We start from the raw sequence: 16,275 nt of genomic DNA on the forward strand, positions 1-16,275 counted from the left end.
TCGAGTTTACCCGTTGGAGAGGCTTTCCTTCCGCCATGCAGACCCATCAGCGGCTACAGCGCCGGCTCGGCGTGTTCGACGCCACCGCCATCGGGCTCGGCTCCATGCTCGGTGCCGGAGTGTTCGTTGTCTTCTCCCCCGCCACCGCCCTGGCCGGCCCGCTCATGATTGCCTCCGTGCTGATCGCCGGCGCGATTGCCTACTGCAATGCTGTGGCGTCCGCCCAGCTGGCCACCAAATACCCGGCCAGCGGAGGGACCTATGTTTACGGCCGGAAGCAGCTGGGCGAATGGCCCGGCTTCATTGCCGGCTGGGGTTTTGTCACTGGAAAGACCGCCTCCTGCGCGGCAATGGCCCTGACTTTCGGCCACTACGTGGCGCCGGACTATGCCAAGCCTGTGGCTGTTGCCGCCGTGGTTGTACTCACGGGCGTCAACCTCATGGGGATCACCCGGACCGCGCTCCTGACCAGGATCCTGCTCGGCATCGTCCTTGCCACCCTGGCATTCGTTGTGGTCGCTGGCCTGGTGGGCCCCCACCCGGCACCGGCCATGCCGGCGGACAACCCTGGCAGCGCCTGGGGAATCCTCCCGGCCGCCGGACTGATGTTCTTCGCCTTTGCCGGCTACGCCCGGATCGCCACGCTGGGCGAAGAGGTCAAAGATCCCACCCGAACGATTCCGCGGGCAATACTGGCCGCGCTGGCCGCCGCCTTTATCATCTACCTGGGGCTCGCCGTGCTGCTGCTGTGGCACTTGTCTCCGCGGCGGCTGGCAGGGTCCCTGTCGCCTCTGCTGGACGCAGTGGCCGCCTCCAGCCTGAGCGCGGGTGGCCCTTTTGTCCAAGCCGGCGCCGCCGCCGCCTGCCTGGGAGCCCTGCTTGCCCTCATCACCGGAGTGGGCCGCACGGCCCTGGCGATGGCCCGGGAGCGGGATCTCCCGGCTCCGCTTGCGCGGGTGGGCGGACGCCACACCGTTCCGGTTGTCGCCGAGCTGTCTGTTGCCGCCGTCGTTGTGGCACTGCTCGTCACCACGGACGTCCTTACCGTGGTGGGCTTCTCCAGTTTCGGCGTACTGATCTACTACTCAGTGACGAACGCTGCCGCCTTCACCCTGGCCGACCGGCCGGCTACCGCACCGCGATGGATGAACGCTGCCGGGTTCGCGGGCTGTTTGCTCCTGGCCGCCACCCTGCCGGTCGCTTCGGTAGCGGGCATGGCCGCAGTACTGGCAGGCGGAATCGCCGGCCGGTTCCTGGTGCTGCGGTTCCGGTTGCGCCGAGGTGCAGCCTAGGCCTTGAGGACCCGGACGTGCAGGTCCTCATCCGCCGGAGTCCACGTGGCGGGGTCGGCATCTGACTGTTCGCCTGAGCGGATGTCTTTTACCTGATGCTTTCCGTCATCGTCGGTGAACCAGACGAAGGGGATGCCCCGACGGTCGGCGAACTTGATCTGCTTTCCGAATTTTTCCGCCTTGGCGGCCACCTCGGTGGAAATTCCACGGCTGCGCAGCTGTGCTGCGACGTCCTGGGCCGCGCCCCAGCTCTCATCGTTGTTCAGGGCAACGAGCACTGCGGTCGGCACCGAACGCGTGGCCTGCGCCAGTTCCTGGCTCAAAATCCGGGAGACGAGGCGGGTGACGCCGATGGACAGGCCAACGCCCGGGAACTTCCGGTTTCCCTTGCTTGCCAGCGCATCGTAGCGCCCGCCGGAGCAGATGGAGCCAAGCTGCTCATGGCCCACCAGGACGGTTTCCACCACGGTGCCGGTGTAGTAGTCCAGGCCGCGGGCGATGCTGAGGTCCGCCACCACCTTGCCCGGCGCCCGCTGCACCGCGGCGGCGATGACCTGCTCCAGCTCGTTCAGGCCCTCCTCCAGCAGCTCGTCCTTCACGCCCAGGGCGCGGACTTTGTCAACGAACGATGTGTCCTCGGTCCGGATGCCGGCCAGGCTCAGCGCCGCCTGGGCCTGTTCCTCGGAGGCTCCCAGCTCGGTCTTTAGCAGATCGGCCACCTTGGCAGGACCGATCTTCTCGAGCTTGTCGATGCTACGCAGGACTCCGGCGGTATCCGTCAGGCCGATCCCGCGGTAGAAGCCTTCGGCCAGTTTGCGGTTGTTGATACGCAGGCGGAAATCCGGGATCGGCAGAGCACTCAGGGCCTCGGCGATGACCAGCGCGATTTCGACGTCGTAGCGGAACGGCAGGTCGCCATCGCCCACGATGTCGATATCCGCCTGCGTGAATTCGCGGGCCCGGCCCTCCTGCGGACGCTCGCCGCGCCACACTTTCTGGATCTGGTAGCGGCGGAACGGGAACGCCAGGTAGCCGGCGTTCTCCACGACGTACCGGGCGAACGGCACGGTCAGGTCGAAGTGCAGGGCCAGGGAGTGGTGGTCTCCCTTGGCGGCCTTGGCGTCTTCGCCTTCATCGTCCTGCAGGCGGCTGAGTCCGTATACCTCTTTGTCGATTTCACCCTTGCGAAGGAGCTGGCCCACCGTTTCCACGGCGCGTGTCTCGATCGAGGAGAAGCCGTGCAGCTCAAAGACGCGCCGCAGGGTATCCAGCACATGCAGCTCCACCAGCCGCTCCTCGGGAAGCCACTCGGGGAATCCGGACAGGGAGGCGGTGCGTGCCATGGTGGATTTTCTCCTCAGGTAACAGAAGGCTGGAGTCCTTTGCCCGGTATTCCGATTCCGCCATGCGATCAAAAGCGGCGGTTGGGGCGGGACTCCAGCCAGTCATGCATAAACTATGTGCGGCAGTCAGTTTATGCTTTCGGCGCCGGCAACTCTAATGGAGCACTGCTCCCATGAGGCGGGCGCATGCATCGCCTGCCACTTGCTGCCGGACACCGGACGTCGCCCTTGGCCCGTTCGGCGGGCCGGCCCGACAACCAGGAGGACTTTTGGCGGCCAGTTCACGGAGCGCCCGCGAGGCAAAGCGGCGCATCCAGCAAATGGAAGCGAAGCGCGAGCTGCGGCGGCACCAGGAGAAACGCCGCAAGCGCGACAATATCCTCGCGGTGAGTGCCGGCGCCGGCGCCGTAGTGCTCGCCATTGTCCTCCAACTTACTGTCTTCGCAAGCAACCCCACCGAACAGGAATACGCTGCCGCGCAGGCCGGGCTGACCAGCCCGTCGGCGTCGCCCACACCGGCGGCCACGAACGGCCCCAACATCCCCAAACCGGAGACAGCGGCCGGCAAGGTCTTCACCGGCGAGCTCAAGCTCAACAGCGGAGCCCTGGGCGTTGAACTCGACGGAACCAAGGCGCCGCAGGCAGCGGCGGTCTTCAAATCCCTTGCCGACGAGAACTACTACAGCGGAATCAGCTGCCACCGGCTGACCACGGGCGAGAAGTTCGGCGTCCTGCAGTGCGGATCAAAGACCGGCGACGGACAGGGCGACCCCGCATACACCTGGGGACCCCTGGAAAACACCCCGGCGGACAACACCTACCCGGCCGGCACGATTGCCGTGGCACGGACCGGCGGCAACGCCTACGGCAACGGCACCCAGTTCTTCATCGTCTACAAGGACACAGCCATTCCGGCCGATGAGGCCGGCGGCTACACGGTGGTGGGCAAGGTGACGTCCGGCCTTGACGTGGTGACCAAGATCGCCGCCGGCGGTATTAAGACGGGCGGAAGCGCAACAGACGGCGCTCCTGCGGAACCAGTCACGATAGACTCGTTCTCTCTGAAGTAACCAGCCCCGGCCTCCACGCTGCGGGCGCTGGTATTTCCCTCCAAGCGAAAGACTTTTAGCGGTGACAGACAGTCAGAAATCCGACGAAACAGTAACAGCAGCCTCCGAAGAAGCCGAGACCGTGGCTCAGGTGGTTGACGACGCACAGGCAGCTGGCAACGACGCAGCTGCCGAGGCTCCGGCAGATGCGCAGTCAGCAACCCAGGAAGTTTCCGCACCGGAGGCTGAGGCAGCACCCGCCGAAGACGCCACCGCGGCTGATGCGCCCGCCCCTGAGGCAGCGGCACCGGCCGACGACGACGACGCCCCCGCGGCTGAGGCACCCGCCGCTGAAGCAGCCGCACCGGCCGACGACGACGACGCCCCCGCGGCTGAGGCACCCGCCCTTGAGGCAGCGGCACCGCGTCCGGCAGCCCGTCCGGCGCCTTCACCGGCAGCCTTCGCGGCGCGGCCGAAGGCAGCGTCCTCTCCTGCAGTTCCCGTCCCCGCTCCCGTTTCCTCGGCTGCTTCCCTGGCCGAAGCCGCACGCTGGGGCCGCGTTGAAGGCGACGGCCACGTCTTCCTGACCATCGACGGCGAAGAACACCCCGTGGGTCAGTACCCGGACGTCAGCGACGAGGAAGCCCTCGGCTACTTCGCCCGGAAGTACGACGACGTCGTGGCCCAGATTGTCCTGCTCGAACAGCGGGTGGGCTCCAAGGCCCCCACCACCGACATGCAGAAGACGGTGACGCACCTTCGCGAGCAGCTGGCGGAACGCAACATGGTGGGCGACCTCCGCGCGGCCGAAGCCCGCCTCGATACGCTGTCCACCCAGATCGCGGAACTCGAGAAGGCCGAAAAAGCCGAACACGACGCCGTGCGCGCCGCCGAGCTGGCCGCACGCGAAGCGATCGTTGCAGAGGCGGAAGAAATTTCCGGCCACGATCCTGCACAGATCCAGTGGAAGACCTCCAGCGCCCGCATGAACGAGCTCTTCGAAAGCTGGAAGACAGCGCAGAAGAACGGCGTGCGGCTGGGCCGCAGCAACGAGGACGCCCTCTGGAAGCGGTTCAGGGCAGCGCGGACGGTCTTCGACCGCCACCGCCGTGCCTACTTCTCCCAGCTGGACAGCAACAACTCCGCAGCCAAGGCCACGAAGGAAAAGCTGATCGCTGAAGCCGAGGCGCTGTCCACGTCCACCGACTGGGGCTTCGCAGCCGGCGAATACCGCCGCCTGATGGATGAGTGGAAGGCCTCACCGCGGGCCAGCCGGAAGGACGACGACGCCCTGTGGGCGCGCTTCCGTGCCGCCCAGGACGTCTTCTTCACCTCCCGGCAGGCAGCCAACGATGAGATCGACCAGGAGTACGGTGCAAACCTGACCGTCAAGGAAGCCCTTCTCGTCGAGGCGAACGCCCTGCTGCCTATCAAGGATCTGGCTGCCGCCAAGAAGGCCCTCCAGTCCATCCGTGACCGCTGGGAGGAAGCCGGCAAGGTTCCCCGCGCGGACATGGCCCGGATCGAAGCCGGGCTCCGGAAGGTGGAGGACGCCGTCCGACACGCCGAGGACGAAAACTGGAAGCGGTCCAACCCGGAGACCAAGGCGCGGACCAACAGCGCACTCTCGCAGCTGGAAGCTGCCATTGCCGGGCTCAAGGAAGACCTTGCCAAAGCGGAGAAGGCTGGCGACCAGCGTAAGATCAAGGCCGCCCAGGAGGCCTTGGAGGCCCGCCAGGCATGGCTGGACCAGATCTCGCGGTCGGCCAGCGAACTTTCGTAGTCGCAGCGGCTGAAAATACAGGCCCCGTTCCGGTTATCCACATAACCGGAACGGGGCCTGTACGCGTTTAAGGCAGCAGGAAAAGATAGCTGAATGGCTACCCCGTTCCCCGTCCCCGCAAATACCGGGCCCGCAGTTACCAGGCGCACCATAACCGGACGCACAGCAACCGGGCGCATCGATTCCGGAGCAGCTGAGAACGGGCCGCCGGAGCTTTATTCACCCGGCCGTGTTTTCTCGTGGCCGGAATTACAGGCCATGGCTGCAGACGGCATCCTGAGCCAGCTGTACCAGCGCGGGTACATGCTCCCCGGGACTGCCGCCACTCCCCAGTTGCGGGCCCGCGCAGCCTCGTTCGCCGTGCCGCCTGCCATCCGGCAGCGGGTCGTTGCGGGCCGGATGACGGCAGCCTGGATTTACGGCTGCGCCGGGGAACCGGACCGGCTTGCCCTGCTCGTGGATGCCAGCCGGCGAATCTCCAGCCTGAGGTCCACCCGCGGTTGCACCCTGCACGAAGTGAGGCTCGGTCCTTTCGATGTTGTCAGCCTCGGCGGCCTGATGGTTTCCAGCCCTCTGCGGACTGCGTTGGACATCGCCCTCCACGTGGACGCAGAGCGGGCACTGCCTGCCCTCCGAAAAATGCTGGCGAGCCCCGAACTGGACGTGAGGCTGCGGCTGCTGACCCTCGCTGTCGAAGCCACTCCCCGCGTTCCGCACAAGAAGGCGGCCTTGGAAAAACTCGCAGCCCTCCAAGCGCAGTCTGGTTAAAAGCGAGCAATGCGCGCGAGTAGCACGGAGCCCGCCTGTACGTTAGCTGCGCCGGCGGTTTCCGGTGGTCCGGTACACGTCGAACACGCCGTCGATCCGGCGCACCGCACTGAGCACGTGGCTGAGGTACTTGGGATCGCCCATTTCGAAGGCGAACTTCGAGATGGCCACCCGGTCGGTGGATGTGTGCACACTGGCAGCAAGGATGTTGACATGGTTTTCGGAGAGGATCCGGGTGACATCGGAGAGAAGCGACTTCCGGTCCAGTGCCTCCACCTGGATCTCCACCAGGAAGACGCTGGACTGGGTGGGCGCCCATTCGACCTCCACGATGCGGTCCGGCTGGTCCTTCAAGTCCGAAACATTGGTGCAGTCCGTGCGGTGCACCGATACTCCGGATCCCCTGGTCACAAAGCCAAGGATGGGATCAGGGGGTACCGGCGTGCAGCAGCGGGCCAGCTTCACCCACACGTCGCCCACGCCGCGGACAATCACGCCGGAGTCGGAGTACTTCGTCTTGCTGACCTGCGTGGGGATGCTGACCTCTGTCAGGTCATCCTCCGGCCCCTCATTGCCGCCAAGTGTCTCCACCAGGCGTTCCATCACGGACTGAGCTGACGTGTGTCCGTCGCCCACACCGGCATAGAGGCCGGAGATGTCCACGTACTTGAAGTGCTCGGCCACCTCAGCGAGGGCGTCATGGGTCATCAGGCGCTGCAGGGGAAGGTTCTGCTTGCGCATCGCCTTCGTCAGGAGCTCCTTGCCGCGGTCAATGGCCTCTTCGCGGCGCTCCTTGCTGAACCATTGCCTGATCTTATTGCGCGCGCGGGCGCTCTTGACAAAGTGCTGCCAGTCCTGGCTGGGTCCGGCGCCCTCTGCCTTGGAGGTGAAGATTTCCACCCAGTCGCCATGGTTGAGTTCGCTGTTGAGCGGAACCAGCTTGCCGTTGACCCTGGCGCCGATGGTCCGGTGGCCCACTTCGGTGTGGACGGCGTACGCGAAGTCGACGGGGGTCGACCCGGCCGGCAGTGCCATGACCTCACCCTTGGGCGTGAACACAAACACTTCGCGGGCGTTGATTTCGAACCGCAGGGAGTCCAGGAATTCGCCGGGATCGGACGTTTCCTGCTGCCAGTCAACGAGTGACCGCAGCCAGCCCATGTCGCCGTCGCGCGGGCTTCCGGGGCCCGCGGCCGTCCTGTTCGGCTGGTCCTTGTACTTCCAGTGCGCCGCGACACCGTACTCGGCGCGGCGGTGCATCTCGTGCGTCCGGATCTGGATCTCCACCGGCTTGCCGCCCGGCCCGATGACCGTGGTGTGCAGGGACTGGTACATGTTGAACTTGGGCATCGCGATGTAGTCCTTGAACCGGCCCGGGAGCGGGTTCCAGCGCGAATGCAGCGTACCGAGGGCTGCGTAACAGTCACGGACAGAGTCCACCAGGACCCGGACGCCCATAAGGTCGTTGATGTCGTCGAAGTCCTTGTCGCGGACAATCATCTTCTGGTAGATCGAGTAGTAGTGTTTGGGCCGGCCCGTGATGGTGGCCTTGATCTTGGCCGTCCGGAGATCTTCGGTGATCTGGTTCCGGATAACGCTCAGGCTCTTTTCACGCTCCGGGGTCCTGTCCCCCACCATTCTCACGATTTCCTCGTACACCTTCGGGTACAGCGCCGCGAAGGAAAGGTCTTCGAGTTCCCACTTGATGGTGTTCATGCCGAGCCGGTGCGCCAGCGGCGCGAAGATTTCCAGGGTCTCGCGGGCTTTGCGGGCCGAGGACTCAGCCGACACAAAGCGCCAGGTACGGGCATTATGCAGCCGGTCGGCGAGTTTGATCATCAGCACCCGGATGTCCTTGGCCATCGCCACGACCATCTTGCGGACAGTTTCGGACTGCGCGGCTTCACCGAAGCTCACCTTGTCCAGCTTTGTGACCCCGTCAACGAGCATGGCCACCTCGGGGCCGAAGTCCCTCTTGAGGTCCGCCAGCGTGTACGGCGTATCTTCAACGGTGTCGTGCAGGAGGGCGGCTGCCAGCGTGGTGCCGCTCAGCCCCAGTTCGGCCAGGATGGTGGCCACTGCGACAGGGTGGGTGATGTACGGATCGCCGCTCTTGCGTTTCTGCCCCCGGTGGCTCTGTTCGGCCACCACGAACGCACGCTGGATGAGGTCGAAATCCTCTTTGGGGTTGTTGGCCCTGACGGTGCGGAGCAACGGTTCGAGTATGGGTGAGTACGTCGCCGTACCGCGGCCTGTCAGCCGGGCCAGCCGGGACCTGGTGCGTTCGCGGCGTCCGGGGAAGGTCGTCCGGAACCCGGAACTGTCAACCGGCACGCCTGCGTCCGGGCGCCCGGACGCAACCAGACCGGTCTGCGGCCCCTGGCCCGGACCTTCACCACCGTCGGCCGTTGGCGCCGACGTCGAACGTTCTTCCAATGAAGCACCCCTCACGACCCGTTAATTATCCCAGTCTATTCCCGCGGCAGGGCACTTCTGTAACCGTAACGCAGATGCGAAGGGCCGGACCCCGTCACGAGTGACGGAGCCCGGCCCTTCAGGCACGGACAGCTCAGGTTGTTGCAGTCTCCGGCGCTGCCGTTTCCTTGGCAGCAGACTCGGCCCGGCGGCGATCAACGCGTTCGGCCTGCTTGACCAACTGCGGTTCGCCCTGGCGCAACCATGCGTACAGCGGGGCCGCGATGAAGATGGTCGCCGCGGTACCGATCAGGATGCCAACGAAGAGGGCCAGCGAAAGATCACGCAGGGTACCGGCGCCCAGGAGGCCGGCCCCGATGAACAGGATCGCACCGACGGGAAGGATGGCAACCATCATCGTGTTGATGGACCGGACCAGGGTCTGGTTGACGGCCAGGTTGACCTCCTCCGCAAAGGTGCGGCGGGTGGAGGCCTCGATGTCTGCGGTGTTCTCGCGGATCTTGTCGAACACCACCACTGTGTCGTACAGCGAGTAGCTGAGCACCGTCAGGAACCCGATGATGGCGGACGGCGTGACTTCGAAGTCGCTGAGGGCGTAAACGCCCGCCGTAACGAACATGGTCACGAGCATGCCGGCCAAGGCCGAAAGCGACATCTTCCAGGTGCGGAAGTACAGCGCCATCAGGACCGCCGCGATGACAACGAAGATCACCAGGCCCAGGAGGGCCTGCTTGGTGACATCCGCACCCCAGGTGGGACCGACGAACGTGGAGGTCACCTCGTTGTCCGTGACGCCGTAGGCGGTGGTCAGCCCCTCCTTGATCCGGAGGGTTTCGTCATCGGTGAGCTTGTCCGTCTGGATCCGCATGGTGTTGCCGGCAACGTTGGCCACGCGGGGAATGCTGCCCTCCACAACGTCCTGGACGGCCTTTTCGCCGAGGGACGCATCCGTGGTCTTCACGTTGGACACGGTGAATTCGGACCCGCCCCGGAACTCGATGCCGAGGTTGAATCCGCCCTTGGCCACCGGGAGGAGGATGGACAACGCCACGGCAACGGCCGCAATCAGGAACCAGATCTTCTTGGCGCCGACGAAGTTGTACGAGCGCTTGCCCGTGTAGAGCTCATTACCGAACGTGGCAAAATTCGTGGTCATTTACTTACCCTCCTTGGACGTGCTCTTGGAGGAACCGGCGAGCTGCTGCTGCTTTTCCGCCAGTCGGCGTTCTGCAATGGTCATCCGGCGCTCCGCTTCGGCGGCTGCTCCGGTGTTCTTGGCGCGCACCACGGCCGGTTTGTCCTCCGGCGTGCGGATCCTGCCGGCACCACGGTAGAGAGGCACGGCGCCGAGGCGCTTCGGGTCGAGGCCGGAGAACTTGTGGCCCTCGCCAAAGAACTTGGTTCGGGCAAGGAGCTGCAGGGTCGGGTGGGTGAACATGAACACGACGATGAGGTCGGCAATGGCCGTGAGGCCCAGGGTGAATGCGAAGCCGCGTACGTTGCCCACGGCCACGAAGTAGAGAACCAGTGCTGCCAGCAGGTTCACTGCCTTCGACGCCAGGACGGTGCGCTTGGCACGCTTCCAGCCGTTCTCCACGGCGGAGACCAGGCCGCGGCCTTCGCGCAATTCATCACGGATTCGTTCGAAGTAGACAATGAAGGAGTCGGCTGTCTGGCCGATGGCCACGATGAGGCCGGCGACGCCGGCGAGTGACAGCCGGTAGTTTTCGGTCCAGCCCAGGATGGCAATGGCCAAGTAGGTCAGCGCTCCGGCAACCACGAGGGAGAAGATCGTGACAAATCCCAGCGCGCGGTACTGGAAGAGCGAGTAGACCACCACCAGGAGCAGGCCAATCAGGCCCGCGAGCAGACCCATCCGGAGCTGCTCACCGCCCAGCGTTGCGGAAATCTGCTGTTCGCTCTGGATATCGAAGCTGATGGGGAGTGCGCCGAACCGGAGCTGATCGGACAGTGCTTTCGCTGTATCCTCCGTGAAACCGCCCGTGATCTGGGGACGGCCGTCCGTGATCACTGCGAGGGAACGCGGGGCGGAGATGACCTGGTCATCGAGGACAATCGCGAACTGGGCCTTGGGATCGTTACCGGATTCGCCGCCGGCCGCCACGAAGAACTGGTACAGGCGTTCGGTGACTTCCTTGAACTTGGCTGTTCCTGCCTCGTCAAACTGGATGTTCACTGCCCATTCATTGGTGACGGCACCCTGTGCGCCCTGCTGCAGCTGGAAGGAGGAGGACTTGATGTTCGAGCCCTTCACTTCCACCGGACCCAGGATGTACTTGATGGCCGGGGACGTGGCCGTTGCAGGCTCACACGTGACCAACGGCTTGGCGGGGTCCGAACGCTCCTGCTTGTCCTGCGACGGGTTGTCGCAGTCCAGGGTCTCGAACTTCTTGTACACGTCCGGCGTCACCCAGTTGACGTCGCTGCTGTTGGTCGGCGCGGCCGTCGGCTTGGGCAGCTTGTCTTCCGGCGTCTGTGATTCCGCGGGCACAGCGGCGCCGGGGCCCGCCTGCAGCACGGGCCGGAAGTTCATGTCGGCGGAGGCCTGGATGAGGGCGCGGGTCTCCTTGGAAGGCGTGCCCGGGAGGCTGACCACCACATTGCGGCCGGACTGCGTGCTGATTTCAGCTTCCGCCACGCCTGAGCCGTCCACGCGCTGGCGGATGATCGCAACGGCCTGGTTGAGCTGATCCTCGTTGATGTCCGAACCGCCCTCCACCTTGGGCGCCAGGATCATCTGGGTCCCGCCTTCAAGGTCGAGTGCAAGCTTTGGTGCCCAGCTGGCCTGGCCGGACATGGTGCCGCCGGCGAGCACGGCAGTCATAACGGCGAGGATAACGCCGAGCCAGACCAGCACCCTGAGTGCTGAGTTTTTGGGGCCAGTACGTGCCATTGTCGATCTTTCTATTGTTTACGGAGGAGCCGCCGGGGTGAGCTGGGCTCACACACCGGCGGCAGCCCGCGGCCGTCGTTCGTTCTACTTAGCGGGACTTGGCGGGAACGCCAGACTAGCTGTCTTTCTTGCCTTCTTCGTTGAGACGCTTCAGCGATTCTTCCGGCGTCTCATTGATGGGTTCCGGGCGGTTGACGGCGTCGGCGCGGTCAGCTTCCGCAACGGTCAGGGACGAAGCATCGTCCGGAACAACGGTGGGCTCGTCGGCGACGGCGACTGGCTCAACGATCTTAGTGACGGCCTGGCGGTGCACGGTGGCCAGGTTGCCGGGGGAAAGTTCCAGCACAACCTTGTTTTCGGCTTCGTCGATCTCGACGATGCGGCCGAAGAGTCCGAAGCTTGTCATGACGTCAACGCCGACACCGAATTTCGACTGGAGCTCCGCTTGCTGCTGCTGCGTCTTCTTGTTGCGGCGGAACATCATAAAGACGAACACGCCAAGCATGACGAACAGGAGAATTGTCATTGGATCCAAGGGGAAATTCCATTCTTTTGCTTTTGTAGCCGGTATTCAGCAACCTCGGCTTTGCTCCGGCTGCGGCCCGGCGGATGGCCCGGCAACACAATGTGCTCTCCGGCGCAGCGGACATCCCAACCGGTCCAGAGCGGCTGCATGCAGCCGCGCACGGAAACAAAGACCCGAACGTGCCGAGCGTCATCCCAGTCTAAAGGGAAAGTCAGCCGGACGCTGCTATTGGCCGTTGGGGAGCCACTCCGCCACCGGCTCGACGCCGAGGGCTTCCGTTTCGAACAACGCCAGCGCCTCCTGGCCGAATACTCCTTCCGGAACCGCATAGCCAAGGTGCGTCCAGGCCGGCGCCATGGCGATGCGGCCGCGGGGTGTCCGCCCCAGCAGCCCCTCACGGACAAGGTAGGGCTCCGCAACGGTTTCCACTGTCTCCGGTTCCTCGCCCACCGCAATGGCCAGTGTGGAAAGTCCCACCGGGCCGCCGCCAAACTTGGTGATAAGGGCTTCCAGGACGGAACGGTCCAGCCGGTCCAGGCCCCTCTTGTCCACTTCGTACATGTCCAGGGCAGCCGACGCGGCCCGGGCGTCGATTTGTTCGATGCCATGGACCAGCGCCCAGTCACGGACCCGGCGAAGCAGTCGGTTGGCAATGCGGGGCGTGCCCCGCGACCGGCCGGCGATTTCGCTGAAGCCCGCCGAATTGACCTTGAGGTCCAGAAGCCCGGCCGACCGCCTGAGGACGAGCTCGAGTTCCTCCACGGAGTAGAACTCGAGGTGGCCCGTGAATCCGAACCTGTCCCGCAGCGGCCCCGGAAGGAGTCCGGCCCGGGTGGTGGCGCCCACGAGCGTGAAGGGAGGAAGTTCGAGGGGAATTGCGGTGGCGCCCGCGCCTTTTCCCACCACGATGTCCACACGGAAATCCTCCATGGCCATGTACAGCATTTCCTCTGCCGGACGTGACATCCGGTGGATCTCATCCAGGAACAGGACTTCCCCTTCCGACAGCGAGGAAAGGATGGCGGCAAGGTCGCCGGCATGCTGGATGGCCGGTCCGCTGCTGATCCGCAGCGGAGCATTCATCTCTGCGGCGATGATCATGGACAGGGTGGTCTTGCCGAGGCCGGGCGGACCGGAAAGCAGGACGTGGTCGGCACTGCGTCCGCGCATCCGCGACGCTTCCAGGACCAGTGACAACTGCTTGCGGACCCGGTGCTGGCCGACAAAGTCGTGCAGGTTCTTGGGCCGGAGGGCCGCCTCAATGACTCTTTCCTCGGGCTCCTCTCCCCCGCCCACCAGGGAGGAATCAGCCACGGCTGCCTACCCTGTTGCCCGCACGCGCGCCGTCCTGGCCCAGCCAGCGCAGCGTGGCCCGCAGGATTTCGGCCACCTGGCCGGCGGCTTCGAGTTCCGGCGAGTCCGACAGTGCTTTGTCGATACTTGCGGTGGCGTCCTTCTCGGACCAGCCAAGACTCGTCATGGCCGCTACCACCTGCGGCTTCCACGGTGCGGGTGCAGATGCTGCAGGAGCCGCCGTTGCGCCGGTCCCGTGCGGCACCAGTTTCCCGGCCAGTTCCAGGACGATCCTGCCGGCGACCTTGGGTCCGATTCCGGGGACTTTCGTGAAGGCCTTGCCGTCCCCGGTGTGCGCAGCTACGCGGATCGCCTCGGGATCGTGGACGGCCAGCACGGCCAGGGCCAGGCGCGGCCCTACGCCGCTGACGCTCAGCAGGACATCGAAGACCTCGCGTTCGTCGTCGCTGGCGAAACCAAACAGCGTCAGCGAATCCTCGCGCACAATAAGGGACGTGAAGAGCTTGCCCTCTTCGCCGGTGCGCAGCCCGCTCAGGGTCTGCGGCGTGGCGTTAACGCTCATGCCGGCGCCGTTGAGGTCGATCACGGCGGACGACAACCCGACGTGCGCTACGGTTCCGCGGAGAAAACTGATCAAGGCCGGGCTCCTGGGTCTACAGCAAAATGCAGCCGGCACGAAACCGGCTATCCGAACATATCTACGAATACCCTAGCAAGGGGCGCCGACATTCACCGTGCACGGCGCGCCTTGGCTTCCGCCTCGGCCCACGCACGCTGGGCCGGCGTCAGCGACTGGCTGCCGGGACCGGTAGTGGCTATGGCAGCCCCGCTCCCGGCCCGCCACGCATGCGTGATCGCCAGCGCCAGTGCATCGGCGGCGTCCGCCGGGCGGGGCGGGGCATCCAGCCGGAGGATCTTGGTGACGAGTTTCGTGACGGCGTCCTTGTTGGAGGTACCGCTGCCGGTGACGGCGGCCTTGACTTCCGACGGCGTATGCAGGGCAACGGGGATACCGCGCCGGGCGGCCGCGGCAATCACGACGCCGGACGCCTGCGCGACCCCCATCACCGTGCTGACATTGAGCTGGGAGAACACCCGCTCCACGGCCAGGACGTGGGGTTCGTAGCGGTCCAGCCAGTCGTCGATGGACGTGGCAATAACGAGCAGCCGCTGGTCCAGGCTCTCATCCGGCGACGTGCCCACCACACCGACGGCCACCATGGTGGCGCGCCGGTTCTTCTCGACGTCCACGACGCCGATGCCGCAACGGGTGAGGCCCGGGTCGACTCCCAATACTCGGAGGGTCAAGGCCGGGCCTCAGTTTCACAGCAGGGCTGCGGGATCACTCGGCTTCCAGTGCGGCCTGCACTTCGTCGCTGAGGTCGGCATTGCTGTAGACGTTCTGCACGTCGTCGAGCTCTTCCAGTGCGTCCACGAGCTTCATGAACTTCTTGGCGGCGTCGAGGTCCAGCGGAACCTCCATGGAGGGAACGAACTCCGCTTCGTCGGTGTCGTAGTCGATCCCGGCTTCCTTGAGGGCGTCACGGATGGCCTGGAGATCCTTCGGGTCGGAGTGGATCTCGAAGGTTTCGCCGTTGTCCTTGACTTCTTCGGCGCCGGCGTCCAGGACGGCCATCAGGACGTCGTCCTCGCTGAGGCCGTTCTTGGGCAGCGTGACCACACCCTTGCGGGAGAACAGGTAGCTGACGGAGCCGGGATCGGCGATGGTGCCGCCGTTGCGGGAAATAGCGAGGCGGACCTCGGAGGCAGCACGGTTCTTGTTGTCGGTGAGGCACTCGATCAGCAGTGCCGAACCCTGCGGGCCGCGGCATTCGTACATGATCTCTGTGTAGTCCACCACTTCACCGGTGAGGCCGGCTCCGCGCTTGATGGCGCGGTCGATGTTGTCCGCGGGCACGGAGGTCTTCTTTGCCTTCGTGACGGCGAGTTCCAGGCTGGGGTTGCCCGCGAGATCCGGGCCGCCCATCCGGGCAGCGACTTCGATGTTCTTGATCAGCTTGGCGAACGACTTTGCCCGGCGGCTATCAAGGATGGCCTTCTTGTGCTTGGTCGTCGCCCATTTGGAGTGGCCTGACATGCTTTACGCTTCTCCTCTGATCATTCGAATAAACAGTTGATGCACGCGCTTCTCCCCCGTCACTTCCGGGTGGAAGGAGGTGGCCAGCAGGTGGCCTGAACGCACTGCAACAATTCTAGCCGTCCCCTGCAGGGCGGCCGCATGCGAAGCATGCGCCGGGTCCGCGGGTTCCACCTGGGCCAGGACCTCCACGCCCGGGCCTACACGCTCCACCCAGGGGCCGCGGATGAAGACCGCGTGCACCGGGGCAACGCCGGAACCGGTGTCACTGAAGCCCAGCCCCTGGAACTCGAGATCGGTTTCGAAGGATTCCCGCTGCCGGCCGAACGCGTTGCGGCGGACGGTGATGTCCAGTCCGCCGAACGTCTGCTGCGGGTTCCCTGCCAGGTCGGTGGCGGGGTCTGCGATCTCGTCGGCGAGCAGGATCATGCCGGCGCAGGAGCCGTATACGGGAAGGCCTTCGGCGATGAGCTTCCGCAAGGGGTCGGCAAGGTCAAAGGCGCGTGCGAGCTTGTCGATGGCGGTGGACTCGCCGCCGGGGATGATCAGGCCGTCGATGCCGTCCAGCTCGGACGGGCGCCGGATTCCGATGCCCGTGGCGCCGGTCGCCTCTGCAGCGCGCAGGTGCTCGCGGAAGTCACCCTGGAGGGCCAGGACACCGATTCGCAGGCCTGCACCCGCGCGGGAATAGTCCGTGGAAGGGGGGTTGGTCATCCAATCAGCATAGTGGTCCCCGAGGCCCGGGACGTGCC

General features: G+C 65.2%; 14 protein-coding genes. 4 read left to right on the forward strand and 10 right to left on the reverse strand.

Annotation, left to right across the window (positions count from 1 at the left end; all coding sequences use genetic code 11):
- The first annotated feature begins 35 nt into the window (after nucleotides 1-35).
- Nucleotides 36-1,292, forward strand: a complete 1,257-nt coding sequence (locus AC1MDG_RS11485) for an APC family permease (protein ID WP_479803976.1) — start codon at nucleotides 36-38, stop codon at nucleotides 1,290-1,292.
- Here the strand turns inward: AC1MDG_RS11485 and hisS are convergent.
- Nucleotides 1,289-2,635, reverse strand: coding sequence for a histidine--tRNA ligase (hisS, locus tag AC1MDG_RS11490; RefSeq protein ID WP_479803977.1), 1,347 nt, complete (start codon nucleotides 2,633-2,635; stop codon nucleotides 1,289-1,291). The two genes, AC1MDG_RS11485 and hisS, sit on opposite strands and share 4 nt — an antisense overlap.
- 269 nt (nucleotides 2,636-2,904) lie before the next feature.
- On the opposite strand from hisS, the gene AC1MDG_RS11495 reads away from it, so the two are divergent.
- From AC1MDG_RS11495 to AC1MDG_RS11505, 3 genes are all read left to right on the forward strand, one after another.
- Nucleotides 2,905-3,705, forward strand: coding sequence for a peptidylprolyl isomerase (locus AC1MDG_RS11495; RefSeq protein ID WP_479803978.1), 801 nt, complete (start codon nucleotides 2,905-2,907; stop codon nucleotides 3,703-3,705).
- A gap of 61 nt (nucleotides 3,706-3,766) precedes the next feature.
- Nucleotides 3,767-5,467 (forward strand): DUF349 domain-containing protein, encoded by a 1,701-nt coding sequence (locus AC1MDG_RS11500; protein WP_479803979.1) that lies wholly within the window; start codon nucleotides 3,767-3,769, stop codon nucleotides 5,465-5,467.
- A gap of 258 nt (nucleotides 5,468-5,725) precedes the next feature.
- Nucleotides 5,726-6,235 carry a hypothetical protein gene (locus AC1MDG_RS11505; RefSeq protein ID WP_479803980.1) on the forward strand — a complete coding sequence of 170 codons (510 nt, stop codon included), beginning with the start codon at nucleotides 5,726-5,728 and terminating at the stop codon, nucleotides 6,233-6,235.
- A 42-nt stretch (nucleotides 6,236-6,277) separates the two neighbouring features.
- Here the strand turns inward: AC1MDG_RS11505 and AC1MDG_RS11510 are convergent, their stop codons facing one another.
- From AC1MDG_RS11510 to pdxT, 9 genes are all read right to left on the reverse strand, one after another.
- Nucleotides 6,278-8,671, reverse strand: coding sequence for a RelA/SpoT family protein (locus AC1MDG_RS11510; RefSeq protein WP_479803981.1), 2,394 nt, complete (start codon nucleotides 8,669-8,671; stop codon nucleotides 6,278-6,280).
- A gap of 133 nt (nucleotides 8,672-8,804) precedes the next feature.
- Nucleotides 8,805-9,827 (reverse strand): protein translocase subunit SecF, encoded by a 1,023-nt coding sequence (gene secF / locus AC1MDG_RS11515; protein WP_479803982.1) that lies wholly within the window; start codon nucleotides 9,825-9,827, stop codon nucleotides 8,805-8,807.
- Nucleotides 9,828-11,585, reverse strand: a complete 1,758-nt coding sequence (gene secD / locus AC1MDG_RS11520; RefSeq protein WP_479803983.1) for a protein translocase subunit SecD — start codon at nucleotides 11,583-11,585, stop codon at nucleotides 9,828-9,830.
- A 115-nt stretch (nucleotides 11,586-11,700) separates the two neighbouring features.
- The gene (gene yajC, locus AC1MDG_RS11525) at nucleotides 11,701-12,111 is read right to left on the reverse strand and encodes a preprotein translocase subunit YajC (RefSeq protein WP_479803984.1); all 411 of its coding nucleotides are present in this window, start codon (nucleotides 12,109-12,111) and stop codon (nucleotides 11,701-11,703) included.
- 225 nt (nucleotides 12,112-12,336) lie between these two features.
- Nucleotides 12,337-13,425, reverse strand: coding sequence for a Holliday junction branch migration DNA helicase RuvB (gene ruvB / locus AC1MDG_RS11530; RefSeq protein WP_479803985.1), 1,089 nt, complete (start codon nucleotides 13,423-13,425; stop codon nucleotides 12,337-12,339).
- Nucleotides 13,418-14,062, reverse strand: a complete 645-nt coding sequence (ruvA, locus tag AC1MDG_RS11535; RefSeq protein WP_479803986.1) for a Holliday junction branch migration protein RuvA — start codon at nucleotides 14,060-14,062, stop codon at nucleotides 13,418-13,420. The genes ruvB and ruvA overlap by 8 nt, the downstream gene beginning before the upstream one ends.
- Nucleotides 14,063-14,154: 92 nt before the next feature.
- Nucleotides 14,155-14,733, reverse strand: a complete 579-nt coding sequence (gene ruvC / locus AC1MDG_RS11540; protein WP_043481895.1) for a crossover junction endodeoxyribonuclease RuvC — start codon at nucleotides 14,731-14,733, stop codon at nucleotides 14,155-14,157.
- Between the two features lie 34 nt (nucleotides 14,734-14,767).
- On the reverse strand, nucleotides 14,768-15,523 hold the full coding sequence (locus tag AC1MDG_RS11545) for a YebC/PmpR family DNA-binding transcriptional regulator (RefSeq protein ID WP_043481897.1): 756 nt from the start codon (nucleotides 15,521-15,523) through the stop codon (nucleotides 14,768-14,770).
- Between the two features lie 3 nt (nucleotides 15,524-15,526).
- Nucleotides 15,527-16,237 carry a pyridoxal 5'-phosphate synthase glutaminase subunit PdxT gene (pdxT, locus tag AC1MDG_RS11550; RefSeq protein WP_390246254.1) on the reverse strand — a complete coding sequence of 237 codons (711 nt, stop codon included), beginning with the start codon at nucleotides 16,235-16,237 and terminating at the stop codon, nucleotides 15,527-15,529.
- Nucleotides 16,238-16,275: the final 38 nt, after the last annotated feature.

It is taken from the genome of Arthrobacter sp. AIWTK1, assembly GCF_056680535.1.